This window comes from Streptomyces sp. MCA2 (assembly GCF_023544705.1).
Lineage (GTDB): Bacteria > Actinomycetota > Actinomycetes > Streptomycetales > Streptomycetaceae > Streptomyces > Streptomyces decoyicus.
The window spans coordinates 56,939-70,628 of the sequence record NZ_JAMJFM010000014.1; the positions used below are offsets into that span (position 1 = coordinate 56,939).

General features: G+C 70.3%; 12 protein-coding genes. 2 read left to right on the plus strand and 10 right to left on the minus strand.

Translation table 11 applies throughout. The annotated features are described in order from the left end of the window. Positions 1-117 precede the first annotated feature (117 nt). Positions 118-1,863, minus strand: coding sequence for a helix-turn-helix domain-containing protein (locus M8I34_RS14105; protein WP_250049796.1), 1,746 nt, complete (start codon positions 1,861-1,863; stop codon positions 118-120). 248 nt (positions 1,864-2,111) lie between these two features. On the opposite strand from M8I34_RS14105, the gene M8I34_RS14110 reads away from it, so the two are divergent. Then, complete coding sequence (locus M8I34_RS14110) at positions 2,112-3,137, plus strand: helix-turn-helix transcriptional regulator (protein ID WP_250049797.1); 1,026 nt, start codon at positions 2,112-2,114, stop codon at positions 3,135-3,137. Between the two features lie 533 nt (positions 3,138-3,670). Here the strand turns inward: M8I34_RS14110 and M8I34_RS14115 are convergent. The 6 genes from M8I34_RS14115 to M8I34_RS41285 form a co-directional block, all read right to left on the minus strand. Further along, positions 3,671-4,957, minus strand: coding sequence for a CdaR family transcriptional regulator (locus M8I34_RS14115; protein ID WP_250049798.1), 1,287 nt, complete (start codon positions 4,955-4,957; stop codon positions 3,671-3,673). Positions 4,958-5,111: 154 nt separating this feature from the next. After that, entirely contained in the window at positions 5,112-6,851 is a 1,740-nt protein-coding gene (locus M8I34_RS14120) for a bifunctional 3-(3-hydroxy-phenyl)propionate/3-hydroxycinnamic acid hydroxylase (RefSeq protein ID WP_250049799.1), read from the minus strand. Between the two features lie 24 nt (positions 6,852-6,875). After that, the gene (locus M8I34_RS14125) at positions 6,876-7,796 is read right to left on the minus strand and encodes a VOC family protein (protein WP_250049800.1); all 921 of its coding nucleotides are present in this window, start codon (positions 7,794-7,796) and stop codon (positions 6,876-6,878) included. A 60-nt stretch (positions 7,797-7,856) separates the two neighbouring features. Beyond that, positions 7,857-8,729: a fumarylacetoacetate hydrolase family protein gene (locus M8I34_RS14130; RefSeq protein ID WP_250049802.1), complete on the minus strand. Its 873-nt coding sequence runs from the start codon at positions 8,727-8,729 to the stop codon at positions 7,857-7,859. 133 nt (positions 8,730-8,862) lie between these two features. Then, entirely contained in the window at positions 8,863-9,282 is a 420-nt protein-coding gene (locus M8I34_RS14135; protein ID WP_250049803.1) for a lipocalin-like domain-containing protein, read from the minus strand. Between the two features lie 319 nt (positions 9,283-9,601). Further along, positions 9,602-9,730, minus strand: coding sequence for a hypothetical protein (locus M8I34_RS41285; protein WP_284050341.1), 129 nt, complete (start codon positions 9,728-9,730; stop codon positions 9,602-9,604). A gap of 772 nt (positions 9,731-10,502) precedes the next feature. Here M8I34_RS41285 and M8I34_RS14140 point away from each other — a divergent pair. Continuing rightward, positions 10,503-11,504, plus strand: a complete 1,002-nt coding sequence (locus tag M8I34_RS14140) for a hypothetical protein (RefSeq protein ID WP_250049804.1) — start codon at positions 10,503-10,505, stop codon at positions 11,502-11,504. Between the two features lie 304 nt (positions 11,505-11,808). Here M8I34_RS14140 and M8I34_RS41885 read toward each other — a convergent pair whose 3' ends face one another. The 3 genes from M8I34_RS41885 to M8I34_RS14150 form a co-directional block, all read right to left on the minus strand. After that, on the minus strand, positions 11,809-12,048 hold the full coding sequence (locus tag M8I34_RS41885) for an alpha/beta hydrolase (RefSeq protein ID WP_374210905.1): 240 nt from the start codon (positions 12,046-12,048) through the stop codon (positions 11,809-11,811). An 82-nt stretch (positions 12,049-12,130) separates the two neighbouring features. Then, positions 12,131-12,532 carry a hypothetical protein gene (locus M8I34_RS14145; protein ID WP_250049806.1) on the minus strand — a complete coding sequence of 134 codons (402 nt, stop codon included), beginning with the start codon at positions 12,530-12,532 and terminating at the stop codon, positions 12,131-12,133. Continuing rightward, entirely contained in the window at positions 12,529-13,665 is a 1,137-nt protein-coding gene (locus M8I34_RS14150) for a molybdopterin-dependent oxidoreductase (protein ID WP_250049808.1), read from the minus strand. The genes M8I34_RS14145 and M8I34_RS14150 overlap by 4 nt, the downstream gene beginning before the upstream one ends. Positions 13,666-13,690 lie beyond the last annotated feature (25 nt).

Sequence of the window (13,690 nt, forward strand, 5' to 3'; positions counted from 1 at the left end):
GGGTCCCCGTGCACAGGGGCCCCGGTGGGAGTTCCGTATGGTCCGGGCAGGAGTTGCATGTCCCCCCGCACGGTCGGGGCCCGCGTGCACTACTGACGGAATGTGACCCCTGGGTTCTCATCCCGCGCGGGATTCGATCAGCACCGGCTCCTCGCCAAAGCTGATCCGGTCACCAGCCTGGACGCGTACCGTCCTGCCGTCCATGTGACGCAGACGGTACGCGCCCTCGTTCGCGGACACGTCCGCGCGCCCCTTCGTGGTCCAGCGCACGAAGAACGGCTTGCCGTCCCGCTCGAAGCGGCAGGTGTACGCGCCTTCCGGCAGGCCCATCTGCGCGCCCTGTCCGCAGGCGGCGATCCGGGCGCCGTCCAGCCACTGCCGCAGCCGGTCCATGCGCAGCCCGGCCTCTGTGGGGCGCCCGCCGACAGGCTGCACCACGAGTGGCACGCCAGTGCTCCCCCAGCTGTAGAAGTACATCCGCCGCATTCCGTAATGCCAGCTGTAGAGCCCCGCCAGGTAGAAGCGCACCGCGTAGTCGCGGGCGTGGCGGGCGTCCAGCGGCAGAGTGACGGCGACGCTCCTGTCCGGTCCGGTGTTCCACACCTGGATTTCCCTCAGGCCCTCCTTGAACAAGAGGTCATGCACATTCCGCGCGAGATCGATGATCTCCTCCGGCGGCGAGTCAGCCCTGTGCGGCGGCATCTTCAGCGCCGCGACGTCGCAGCTCTCGTACGCGCCGGTGCGCGCGAACTGCCGTAACAGCTCCCGGCCGCGCTCCTCCCACAGTTCGCCGAAGGACGGGCAGGCCACCAGCGCCCCGGGGTCCGCGCGATGGATGATCGCGGCCGCCCGCTCGACCATCTTCGCCAGGACGGCGATGCTCCCGGCGTAGTGCAGCGGGTGGCTGGGATAGTCCCAGAGCTCGTACGACCCGATGCGGCCGCGGTAGCGCGTGGCGACCTTCTTCACGAAGTGGTCCCAGTCCGTGAGGTCGGCCGGGGGCGAGGCCAGCGAATCGCCGTAGGCGGACTTACGGCCGCCCGGGGCCGCCCACAGCGGCGTGCCGGAGAGGGTGAAAAGGACCGGCAGTCTGTGCCGTTCGGCAGACTTGACCGTCCGCTCCAGGACTGACCAGTCGTAGTGGTGGCGCCGGGGTTCGATGGTGCCCCAGCGGGTCCCGCTTTCCCACAGCCGTACGGCACCAGTGCGAAAAGCAGGCATCTCTCCCGTATCGGTGTTCATCGTCAGCCCGAAGAATTCCGGTGGCACCCGGCGCGGCGTGACGGACCAGAGCGGCCCCTGGAGCTGCTGACCGGCGGGGGCCCGGCTCCCGCGCCCGGTGCGCGTACCTGAGCTCCTCCCGCCGCCGCTGTCCTCACTGCCGATGATCAGGGCCCCGCTCGCGACGGAGGCGACAACAAGGACGAGCAGCAGTGCCGCTGCGCGCAGCAAGGAGGGTGCGCGAGGCAGCGGCAGCCGGGCGTTGCGCGCGCCCTGGCTCGCATCGGTCTCACTCGCGCCGGCCGCGCGCAGATCCGCTCCCGCGGCCGTCCCGTACTCCTCGTCCGCTTCGTGGTCCGGGACCTCTTTGTCGCCGTCCGGGGCCTCCTGGGCGGTCGTCCGCGACCAGACTCGGTACAGCCGGTCCAGCTCAGCCGGACTCGCCCCGCAGACGCGCGCCACCCGCTCGACCGCGCCGAAGCTGCCCGGGACGGTCATGCCTTGGCAGTAGCGGTGGAGAGTGGACCGGCTCAGGCCGGTGCGGTGGGCCAGCGCGGTATAGCTGCGTCCGCTGCGCTGCTTCAGTTCCTCCAGCAGCTCGGCCAGTTCCGACGGTTCCTGCGTTCCCGTATCGGACGGCATCGCACCCCCATTGTCCCGATTCCCCATTGGGCGTGGGACGCGTGCCCTCGTCCCGTCCCACTGGGCCAAAGCGTGGCAGCTGAGGCCCGTTCCGGCGTCCCGTTGTCCCATCTCCCCGATTCTTCTTGCCTTGGAACCCGCCGTCGCCGCAAGGTCACAGCACGTACTTCGACAGCCGCTGCTTCTATGACGGTGTCGACGGCGCCGCTCAGGGGGAGCGGTGAACGCCTTCCGCACATGGGGGACACATGCTGCGCATCCACTTCTCGGCCGGAGACCTGGCCCGTACACGTGTTGCTGACGGCCCTGATCCGCTCTGGGAATCCGTACTGAGCCTGCACCAACTACGGGAACGCCAGTCGGACCCCGCCATGGCCCGCTGGCAGAGACATGTCGTCAGGAACTGCCGGGCCGCGCTGCGCCTGCTCGTGCCTCTGGTTCCCATCCATGGCTATTTCCCGGACTTCCTTACCCCCGCTGAGAGCGCGGAAGGGTTCGAGGTGGGACTCGACGCATTGCTATCGACACCGCGGGCCCAATTATGCGGCCAGATATCGCAGTTGGCGGTGGAACGGCCGATCGATCCCTGGGTCCGGTCGGTCGCGGAGGGTGCCTCGCCCGTGCTCCACCGCCTCGGGGAAGCCCTGCGCGACTACCGGCACCACGCCCTCGGTACGTCGTGGCAGCGTATCCGCGCGCGGATCGAGGCCGACCGCACCTGGCGGGCGCGAACCCAGTGGTACGGCGGCACCGACGCGATGCTGCGCACCTTCGGGCCCGCTCTGTGCTGGCGGCCGCCCGTCCTGGAATCCGACTATCCGGTCAACATGGACCTACACCTGGAGGGCAGGGGGCTGCTCCTGATTCCGTCGTACTTCTGCCACCGGACGCCGGTCGCACTGGCCGACCCGTCCCTGCCGCCGACCCTCGTCTATCCGGCACGCCCCGCAGGGTCCGGCCTGACACCGCCGTCCGCCGTGGAGGGCCCGCACCTCGCGCGGCTCCTGGGACATACCAGGGCCGCTGTCCTGGAGTCCCTCGGCGGCGAATGCACCACAAGCGAACTGGCCCGGCGCGCCGGAGTCTCCCTCTCCTCCGCCAGTGAGCATGCGGCCGTCCTGCGGAGCGCAGGCCTGATCTCCAGCAATCGCCTGCGCAACTGCGTGCATCACAGCCTCACTCCGGTGGGCCTGGCACTGCTCGACGGCCGGCGCACCGCCCGGCCGCCCGGCCGCCCGGGGCGATTGGCCGGAGCGTCCGATGGCCAGGTCTAGACAACGAACAAGGCCCAGGTCTCCGACCTGGGCCTCAACTATGGAGCGGGTGATGGGAATCGAACCCGCGCTCTGAGCTTGGGAATCAGGGGGCTTTCGTGTATCCGATGCCTTCCTGACCAGCGAAGACGTCGTGGTTGGGGTGGCTTGCGCAGTTGCATCTCTGCCCCTTGTCGACCGTGGTTTACCGCTCTGTCCGGCACGGCACTGGCACGGTGGGCGATGCGGCTCCGAATCGGAGGCGTACCCGCAGGCGACGGTTTGCCGCATGCCAGAGGCCCCGTTGTCGACAGGTATGGCGATCGCTTGCGCGAAGGTACGCGGCTGTCGGGCGGATGCGCTGTTGCCCAGAAGCAGAGCCCAGGGGATGGATTCCCCGCTCGTGGACCACGGTCCCTCGGGCACGATGGGGCGCGTGTTGAGGCCCAGACCACGTGGCCCGGGCGTCAGATGACTCCTGAGATATGGCGTGGAGCGAGCCCCCCCCCGCAGCCCACAGCGAGGACAACGAACTGCGCCCTCGCGGTGCCGGTTCAGCCGAGCAGGGCCCGGGCGATCTCCAGGGCGAGGCGCAGTTCCAGTGTGTTGCCTGGGGTGGTGGGTGCCGGGAGGAGCTCTTCGGCGCGCTTGACGCGGTAGGTGACGGTGTTGCGGGCCACGTGCAGGGCGCCGGCCGCGGCCCGGAGGCTGCGCTCCTCGGCGAGGTACACCCGCAGGGTCTCACGCAGTTCCCGCACCCGGGTGCCGTCGGAGGCCAGTGGGCCGAGGAGGTCGTGCAGGAACCAGCGGGCGTGCTCGGGGTCGGCGGTGGCCAGGGCGACCAGGCGTACCTCGCGGTAGTCGGTCAGCCAGTTGCCGGGAGCGAGCCGGGCGACGCGTTCCGCCTCGCGTGCGCCGTAGTGGCTGCGGCGCATCCCGGCCATGCCGTGCGCGGGCGGGCCGACGGCGAGGCATACTCCCGGGGCGTGGTCGGTCCCGGCCCGTGCGCGGTCGGTGAGGCCGGTGAGGTCGTCGGGGGCGTGCAGCCACAGCCAGGCGATGTTCCCGGTGGCGGGGATCATGAGGGTGCTGTCAGTGCCGACCGTGCGGGCCAGCGCGGTCGCCGTGTGCTGAAGCCGCTCCGATGCGGGCAGCGGGTCCTCGGTGTCGTCGCACCACAGCACGGCGGCGAGGTGCGTACGGGCGACGTCGTAGCGCAGCCGCCGGGTCGCGGCTTCCGGTTCCACCGGGCGTGCGGCCAGCAGATCGTCGACCGTCTTGCGGCGAGCCGCTTCGTCGCTGCCGCGCCAGCGGTCCCGTTCGGCGATGTAGGACTCGGCCATCAGGCCGGCGTGGGTGTCGGCGTGGGCGAAGAGTTCCTCGGTGATCCGGCGCAGCTCGGTGAGGCGTTCGCCGGCCGGGACGTACTGCTCGATGGCCGTGGTGAGTTCATGGGTGAGCCTGGCGTGGCCGAGCCGCACTCCGCGCAGGACCTGGTCGAGTCTGAGGCCGCGGCGCGCGAACTCGCGGCAGCCCTCCAGGGCTTCGTCGGGCAGTGCGGCACCCTCGCCGGAGCTTTCGGTGAGCAGCAGTCGCAGTGCCGCCAGGACTGTCGATTCGGTTGAGCGTCGCAGGGTGGCCAGGGGTGCCGGGCCGCCGCCGTGTTCGGGAACCTGCCCCAGGATTTCCGCGGCCATGGTGTCGGCGGTCTGCACCGCCCACCGGACGGGCTCGGGTCCGAGGACTGCGGTCATGGCGGTCGCGGCGGCCGGGGAAATCGCCGGGTCGGGGAGCGGGCGGCCCGGGTCCGGCCGGAGCTGCCGGAGCCACTGACGTGTCATGAGCGCCGCCCTTCGAGTTCAAGGTTGCCGGGGCCGGGGCCGCGCCATGTCGTGCTGTGCCGCGCCGTGGCCTCACCCCACCTCTATCACCGGTCTCCGCTGTCTGCGGGGGCTGGCCTTCCCTCCCGATGCGGACGGGAGGGAAGGCGTCGCCTCACCGGGCGGGCACCGCGGCGGTTGCCGACGGAGCGAGCCCCCGCCGCAGCGCCGCCACCAGACCGGGCATCTGCTCCGTGCGGGACGCGCCGCCGAAGACGTAGTGGTCCGGACGAAGCAGCAGGGCGCCCTGGCCGCAGCGCTCCAGGTGGGTGCGGTAGGTGCCGTCGAGGTCGACGACATCGGCCGGCCCGTTCGCCGCGGGGTCGCCGGTGACCCGCAGGAGATGCATGCCGAGCCGCTCGCACCAGCCGAGGGTCTCCTCGTCGAGCACGGCGCGCGGGTCCTCGGTGGCGAGCAGGGCGAAGCCGGTGCCGACGGCCTGGTCGAAGAGCCCGGTGCGGCCGCGGAAACGGACCCGGCCCTGGCAGCCGAGCTGTCCGGCCGGGGCCTCTGGCGCGCCGTCCGCCCCCTGCCGCAGCAGTCCTCCGGTGAGCATCTGCGGGGGCATGTCCGCCAGCGGGTCCCGGCCGGCCTGCCGGTCGGCGAGCATCCGCGCGTCGCGCTGTGAGGCGGCTGCGGGCTCGGGTTCGCAGATGATGCCGCCCAGGAAGACGGAGAGTTCGATGGCGTGCCGCAGATGCTGGGAGCGTTCCGTGGTGTAGGTGTCCAGCAGGGTTGCGTCGGCATGGCCGGAGAGCAAGAGGTCCAGTTTCCAGGTGAGGTTGGCGGCGTCCCGGATGCCTGAGCACATGCCCTGTCCTGCGAACGGCGGCATCTGGTGGGCGGCGTCCCCGGCCAGGAGCAGGCGGCCCTCGCGCCAGTTCTCAGCCCAGCGGGCGCGGAAGGTGTAGACGGTGTGCCGCTCCAGGGTGGCGTTGCCCGGGTGCACGTCCCAGTCGGCCAGCAGCCGCCAGGCGTTCTCCGCGCTGCCGAACTCGGCGGATGACTCGCCGGGCAGCAGCATGAACTCCCAGCGGCGGCGGCCGGGCCCGCCGGAGACGGCGGTGGTGGGCCGGGTGGGATCGCAGATCTGGAGGTTGCGCGGGGCGAAGACGCGGTTCCGGTCGTGTGGGAGGACGTCCAGGACCAGCCAGTCGTGCTGGAAGCCGCGGTCGGTCATCGTGGTCGTCATCCGGGAGCGGACGAAGCTGTTGGCGCCGTCGCAGCCGACGACGAAGTGCGCGCGCAGCGTACGGCACCTGCGCACCCCACTGCGCAGCACCGGCTCGTCCCCGGTGCTCTCGGCGACGGTCAGGGAGACCCCGGACGCGTCCTCGACGAGGTCCACGGCCTCCCAGCCGCGCAGCACGTCGACGTCCGCGGTGCGACGGGCCTGCGCCTCCAGGGCGCCCTCCAGCTGTGGCTGGGTGAAGATGTTCATGGTCGGCCAGCCGGAGTGGCCGGTGTCCTCGAACGCCAGCCGCAGCAGGGTCTCGCCCGTGCCGTTGCGCCATTCGTAGTCCGTGGCCGGCTCACTGAACGTGGACAGGGCGTCTGTCAGGCCCAGTGAGGCCAGGATGCGGGCGACCTCGTGGTCGAAGACCACCGCCCGCGGCAGCGGGTAGGGGTGGGGCCAGCGTTCGACGAGGCCGACCCGCCACCCCCGTGCCCCGAGCTGGATCGCGGTGGTCAGCCCGACCGGGCCGGCGCCGACGACCAGCACGTCGTACGCGTCATCCCCGGCGGCGCCGATGGCGTCGGTTGCCGGGACCGGGCCCCGGGCGCTGTCCGTCGTGCCGCCCGCTCCGGGTGCGGTCATCCCGCCCGCTCCGGTCTCCGTGTGGTTCTCGTTCATGGTGTCCTTCTGCCGTACGGGTCGTCAGCTCGCGTCGTGGGCGCCGGTCATCAGCGCGGCGAGGTCCTCGGGTTGGAGGAAGGAGGGCGGGACCGGCGGGCCCCAGTTGTAGAGCGCGCGGGCGTCCTCCCACACCCGGGGCGTCCACAGCTGGTCGTCGACGATGCAGTCCATGTCGGCGAAGTACTCGGAGAAGTTGCCCGCCGGGTCCTTGAGGTACCAGAAGAAGTTCGAGCCCACGTGGTGGCGGCCCAGGCCCCAGACATGGCGTTCGGGGTGGCCCTCCAGCATGCGCGTCGCGCCGCGCCCGACCTCGTCGACGTCGTCGACCTGCCAGGAGGAGTGGTGCAGGAAGGGGATCGGGGCCTGCTGCACCAGGACGTTGTGGTGGTCGGTGGAGCACCGCAGGAAGGCGGCGCCCGGGACCAGATCGCTGACCTTGAAGCCGAGACCCTCGGTGAAGAACCGCTGAGAGGCGGGCTGGTCGGTCGACCCGAGGACCACATGCCCCAGGCGGCGCGGCCGGACGGCGCCCTCGCGCACCACCGCCGGCGCCCGGCCGTCGGGCCGCTCGGCACGGCCGGGCCCGTTGTACGACACCGGTGTGGCGGCAGGCTGGACGAGACGGGGCCGGACCTCGACGGTGACGGTCACCTCCGTTCCCGGATCGACCGCGCGCAGGCAGCACCCGTCGCGGACGTACGGCATCTCCAGGCGGTCCAGGGCGGCGCCGATGCGCCCGAGGTCGTCGGCGTCATCGACGGCGACGACCAACTCGTCCAGCCGCCGCCGGGCGGCGTGCTCGATCTTCAGCTGCTCACCGCCGTCAACCGAGGCGAAGCGCCCGCGGCCCAGCGCGGTGAGCCCGAAGTCGGCGTAGTAGTCGTGCGTGGCATCGACGTCGGGCACACCCATGGTGATCCGGGCGAGACGGTGCAAGGGCATGGCGGCTCCTTGAAAGCAGGGGGCAGGGGGCAGGGGGCAGGGGGCAGGGGAGGCCGGAGGTCAGGCGCCGGGGCCGTCGGGGTATCCGGGGCCGGCGACCAGCCGGTTGCGGAGCGCGCCGATGCCGTCGATCCAGCTGTGCAGTTCCTCGCCGGGGGCGAGGAAGCGCCGCGGGGTGCGGGCGCCGCCGACACCCGCCGGGGTGCCGGTGAAGACCAGGTCGCCGGGCAGCAGCGGGCAGACGGCGGAGAGCCAGGCGATCTGCTGTGCGACCGGGAAGACCATCCGGCCGGTGCGGGACTCCTGCATCGTCTCGCCATCGACGGCACAGCCGAGCGCCAGGTCATCGGGGTCGGCGAACTCGTCGGGTGTGACCATGACCGGACCGGTCGGGCTGAAGCCGGGGAACGACTTGCCGAGTGAGAACTGCGGTGCCGGGCCCTGGAGTTGGATGCGGCGCTCCGAGAGGTCCTGGCCCAGGGTGAGACCAGCGATGTGCCGCCAGGCGTCCTCCGCGCGCACCCGGTGGGCGCGGGCGCCGATGACCGCGACCAGCTCGACCTCCCAGTCCACCATCGCGCTGGGCAGTTCCACCGTGCCGTACGGACCGGCCAGCGACGTCGGGTACTTGGTGAAGACAGCCGGGCGGGCCGGGGTGTCGAGGGAGGACTCCTCGATGTGGTCGGCGTAGTTCAGCGCGACCGCGAACACCTGGCGCGGACGCGGCACGGGGGCACCGAGCCGGTGGTCCTCCAGCGGGAGGCGCTCGGCCTCCCGCGCGGCAGGCGTCCGCGCCCAGGCGGTGAACTCCTCCCAGCGGTCGAAGACGGCCTGCGGATCGGACAGGAAACGGCCGGCACTGGCCCTTTCGACGTCAACCGCTCCGTCGTCGTGGACAAGAACCAGACGGCTGCCGAGATTCGCTGTGCGCATGGCACACCACCTCCAGAGGGGAAGGAAGGAGAAAGAGGAAGGGGGAAGGGACGTGCCGCCGGGCGTCGCGGCCCAACAGGCGGCCAACAGGCGGCACAACAGGAGGAAAAGCGGCCATAGAAGGCCGCGGGGGTCACACCCGGGCCCGGCGCCACCGCAGGCGCCGGCGGGCTCCCTCGTCTGTAGTGGCCGTCAGCACCAGCTGGTCCGGTCCGCGGTCGACGGCGCGCTCCAGGGTGACTCCCACCCATGGCCCGTAGTGGCTCGCGGTGACGTGATGCCGCACCGCCCCGTCCGAGGTCCGCTCCCAGCGCCCGGCATACGCCACGGTCCCGCCGGACACGCCCGCTTCGGTGACGGACTCCGCCTGCGCCGTGGCCCGGCCGGCGACCGCCGGGTCGCTCGTCAGCAGTGCGCTCATCCAGCCATCGGGGGTGTACAGCAGCATCCCGCCAGGCCGGTCGCCCAGCGGCCGGGATGTCTTCCCGGCCCACTCGACCGAACAGTGCACCAGACTCCAGCCACCGACGATCTCGTCCTCGTTCTCATACACCCATGCCTCACAGGTCTCGCTCGGAACATCCCGGCCGGACCGGGGGCACAGGGGCGCCACGGAGCGGCACCCGGCCGGCCGGGCCGATGGGCGGCAACCGCCGCCCACACCCCGAGCAAATCGCAGCCCCCACCCGCCGTACTCGGCCTGCGAGCCCAAAGAACCCGCCCGCGTTTGCGCCCCGTGGACCCGGCTGCATTCTGGAGCTCCGGCCGCCGAGCCCGTGATGTGCTGACCGTCAGGGCACGCGGAGGGCACAGCCTCGGGACAGTACCGATTGCTGCCAGGCTCCCTCGTGGGCGGCGAAGAGGATGTCCCGCTACGGGAATGCGGTGGCGCGGAACGCGTTGCGGACCTCGGTCAAGGGCTCCCGGTCACGGGTGTAGTGGAGCTTGTTGGTGAGCAGGACCACGGCTACCGCTTCGGCAACCTCCGCCTCAACGGCCACAGTCAGATCCGCGTCCACACCGGCATCGGCCACGAAGCCGCCGGCACCGGTCGGACCGCCCCTCGCAACGTCCAGCCGCCTCGGGGCCGTCTCCAGGGTGTGGGACGGGCAAGTCCCACGGGGTCGGTTCAGGGATGACGGGGTGTGCCGGCCGGGTGCAGGTGGGGCTGCTGGCGCATCGGGTCAGGGCTCATGGGTGACCCCGCCCGCGGCGTTGGCTCTCTCTTCGGGCACAGCTGTCGGCTCTGTCTTTGGGCAGAGGGCTGTGGTCCCTGAGGGCGACGCGGCTGCGGCGGGTCTGCCGTTGGGCAGGCGGTCCATTCCAGCCTTGCGGACGACGGATTCGGGGGTGTGGCGCGGCCACGATGGTCGGGAGATTCAAACCCCTTCCAGGAGCACCCATGCCGCAGCCTGCCACCGTCACCACCCGCGGGCCTGGACCGAACTGACTCGTACGTCAGCGAGGTGTTTGCTGCTGAACAGCCCTACAGGATCCAGTTCCGACTGGTGGAGCTCCGTCCACGGCATTTCGAAACATCAAAAGCTACCGGCAAGTTCAGAGCAACCGGGTGTTGAGGACTTCCGTCTCTGTGATTGACGGGGGCCTACCGAGGCTCTCGAGCAACATTTCACACACCTCAAGTTCGGGAACCTTGGGACCAAGAACTCCAGGCGTAATACAGCGCTGGTTTTTGCGTCCTTCTCCGCTGCACCTCCGCCATACGGACCGGTACCACCGGCACCGGTCGCACCCGATGAAAGGGAAAGTCGCATGTCCATACCTACCTCAACTTCCGGCCGGCGTCAGCACAGAAACAGAAGGGCGACGATCGCCATCGCCACCGCATTTCTCGCTGGGGCGTCGGTGCTCGGTTCGCAGGCACCGGCCTTCGCAGACGACAACCCCACGGTACCTGCCGACATCTATGAAACTGATGCCCAGGTCATGGCGGACATGGCCAAGTGGACGCCGCTCAAGGACTCCGAAAGCGTGATGGGCCTGCCCACCGGCCTCGACGACAAGCAGGTCAACCTCTCGGACGTGCAGGGAGGACAGGTCAACTACGACCCCGATCAGGCCATCAAGGATGCCCAGGCTGCGGCTAAGGTGTTCGCCGAGGACGCCAATACCAAGGAGCCTGCCCGCGAAAGCGCCAAAAGGCTCTACGAGCCCATCTCAGGACTTCAGGAGTCGGCCAACTACACAGCTCCCGTCTTCACCGGCAAGGACGCCTACAAGGACGTGTGGTCCGGTGAAAATTTCGAACAGCTCTGCAACAGGCCGAACCACGACTCGTCACGTGTGGGCCAGAAGCCACCGTGCGCTTTCGTCGGCAAGCTCACCGAAAAATACCCGGTCAAGGGGTCGGCCGGAGACGGCCTGGCCGGTGGCGGGAAGCTGACCTACAAGATCTCCAGCTCTGTGGCCGACGAAAAGAGCGAGACGGAGGGATGGTCGGTCGGCGGCAAGATCACACCTAAGATCGGCGACGGGAAAAGCGACATCCCGGTAGAGGCAAGTTTCACCTACAGCTACGCGGCCACATCCACCAAGAAGCTCCAGAGCACACTGGAAACCGACGTCGAGATCAATGTGCCCGAGGGCAAAAAGGGCTTGCTGGAGCCCCGGGGAAACGGTGCATACTACACCGGCTACATCGTCTACCGGACGAACAACAACACCGAGCAGAGGATGGTCGCCGTTCCGGCCCGCGTGTACGTCCAGGCGCGCGACACCACCAGCCCGATCACTTGGTTCAAGCGTGTGAAGTAGGCCCCTGGCTCGCGGGCCGCTGACCGAGGCCGAGGGCCTGGATGCGTCACGAACGTGACGCATCCAGGCCCTCGGCCTCTCCGCCCTAACAAGCTCGTGCATGGTTGGAGGGGCATGTCGGGAAGTGTGGTCGCCCGGCGTTCACCTTCGACGATCGACTACGAGGGTGCCGGTCTGCTGGTGTGAGAGCAGTCTCGGCACCGGCGGCCGTGGCGAGATCGCGGAAGCCATGAGTTTCCGCGAGAAGAACGTCCTGGGCCACCGATGAAGACGGTGGTCCGGGGGAGGCCCGCCATGCGGTCGTTCACTGGGCTGACCAGTGGGTCGGCAAGGTCGAGATCGTCTGCCCGGAGCGCCCCGGCGAACCGCCGGGGCTCCGCCGCGAGCAGTTGGATCGCGGGCTCGATGCCGCAACAGCCGGATTCCCCAGCGTGATGTCCAGCCACGGAGCAATGAGCACCAGCCGGTCGGGCGGCCTGCCGCCGGTGTCTCGCAAGCGCTGTGCGATCGCGAGGGCCATCCCGCCGCCGGCGGAATCGCCCATGACACCTGCCCACTAGTCAGAACACACACCGTTGTCGTACTAAGACGCCCGTAAGACAGCAGGGCCGAGACTGCACGGCGTCCTACGACGGTGGCCGCCGCCTGTGGGCGAAGCGCCGCGCGGCCAGGACGAGCGCCGTCGCCGTGGTCACAGCCACCAGCGCGATCAGCCAGTTGCGCGAGTAATCCAGCGGCAGAACCGAGGAGTTGGCCGGTCGCCCCGGCCGCAGCAGAACCGGCAGCGCCACCATGGTCAATGCACCAGCGACCATCAGCGCCCCCCGGACCGGCCCACGCACCCCGCCGCGCACCAGCACCAGCCCGACCAGCAGGACCAGCGGCGCGATCAACGCGTCGTGCAGGACCACCGCCCCGCCCAGCCAGACCAGCACGCCCGTCAGGTCGCCGACCCCCATCAGCAAGGACGCGCCGACGCCCATGAGTGCTACACCGGCCACGCCCACGAGGGCACGTATCGCCTTCATGCCAGCACCTCCAGCCGGCTCACCCATTTGGTCTGCAACACGCCCGGCCGGTTCGGGGCGATGAGCCGCGCCGGATATCCGTGATCGGGATCGAGTTCCGCGCCGTTCAGACGCAGGGAGAGCAGGGTCAACGGGTCGCGGGCGTGTTCATGGCCCATCTCCGAGACCCGGTAGCCGCCGCGCAGCTGCAACGAAACCACCCGCACACGCGCGTGTGATGGCGCACCCGCCCGCTCGAGCAGGTCCACGACCCGCACGCCGGTCCAGTGCGCCGACTTGCTCCAGCCCTCTACACAGGCGATCGGCAGTTCCACCTCGTGCTGCGGCAGGGCGCGCAGCTCTTCCAGCGTCAACGTGTAGGGCTGCGGGCCGTCCACCACCAGGCGATACTCCTCGTCGGCGATCCGGCCGACCCCGGCCGCTGCGGCGGTCCGGTTGACGGGCAGAGCCTGCGGGCCCTCGTCCGGATGCCGGGGCGCGAACAGGATGAAGCCCTTCAGCGGTGTGAAGGACTGACCCACCGTGGTCAGCGTGACGGCCCCGACGGCCGCGCCCACCGCGGTCAGCAGCGACCGCCGGTCGGGGCCGTCCTCCGCGGGCAGAGTGAGCGTCCCGGGCGACCGTCTGTTCCAGTGCGCCCGGATCTCGGGGGCTTTGACCGCGATGTGCAGCGTCAGTGCCCCGACGACCAGCCACGCCACCGCGTAGTGCACCGGTACGAAGGAGAACGGCCACGGGTACCACTGGGCGGTGTTCAGCAGCCCTGTCACGAGCTCGAAGACGGCCCCGGCGACCAGTACCGCGATCGACAGCCGCTCCAGCGCATGCCGGACCGACCGCAGCGGAGGCCACTCGAAGAGCCGCGGATACACGGTCCACAGCTTGGCCAGCAGCAGCGGAATCCCCGCGATGCCGGAAGCGACGTGCAGGCCCTGGGTGAACCGGTAACCCCATGCCGGGCGACTCGGAATGTGGTTGGCCAGCCAGCCCGGCGGGTGTTGCATGAGGTGGCTGACCAGGCCGGTGACGAAGCACACGGCGAACGCCGGCCCCAGCCACCGGCCGATCGATGTCGCCGTGCGGGCGTCGTGCAGCCTGCCCTTGAGCACCGGCGGAGAGATAGACAGCTTCATGCTCCCATCACAGCCGTTGCTACCG

What these genes read in the sequence shown, in the direction of transcription:
- M8I34_RS14105 (WP_250049796.1), bottom strand. Translation starts at nt 1,863, where the DNA reads ATGCCGTCCGATACGGGAACGCAGGAACCGTCGGAACTGGCCGAGCTG.
- M8I34_RS14110 (WP_250049797.1), top strand. Translation starts at nt 2,112, where the DNA reads ATGCTGCGCATCCACTTCTCGGCCGGAGACCTGGCCCGTACACGTGTT.
- M8I34_RS14115 (WP_250049798.1), bottom strand. Translation starts at nt 4,957, where the DNA reads ATGACACGTCAGTGGCTCCGGCAGCTCCGGCCGGACCCGGGCCGCCCG.
- M8I34_RS14120 (WP_250049799.1), bottom strand. Translation starts at nt 6,851, where the DNA reads ATGAACGAGAACCACACGGAGACCGGAGCGGGCGGGATGACCGCACCC.
- M8I34_RS14125 (WP_250049800.1), bottom strand. Translation starts at nt 7,796, where the DNA reads ATGCCCTTGCACCGTCTCGCCCGGATCACCATGGGTGTGCCCGACGTC.
- M8I34_RS14130 (WP_250049802.1), bottom strand. Translation starts at nt 8,729, where the DNA reads ATGCGCACAGCGAATCTCGGCAGCCGTCTGGTTCTTGTCCACGACGAC.
- M8I34_RS14140 (WP_250049804.1), top strand. Translation starts at nt 10,503, where the DNA reads ATGTCCATACCTACCTCAACTTCCGGCCGGCGTCAGCACAGAAACAGA.
- M8I34_RS41885 (WP_374210905.1), bottom strand. Translation starts at nt 12,048, where the DNA reads ATGGGCGATTCCGCCGGCGGCGGGATGGCCCTCGCGATCGCACAGCGC.
- M8I34_RS14145 (WP_250049806.1), bottom strand. Translation starts at nt 12,532, where the DNA reads ATGAAGGCGATACGTGCCCTCGTGGGCGTGGCCGGTGTAGCACTCATG.
- M8I34_RS14150 (WP_250049808.1), bottom strand. Translation starts at nt 13,665, where the DNA reads ATGAAGCTGTCTATCTCTCCGCCGGTGCTCAAGGGCAGGCTGCACGAC.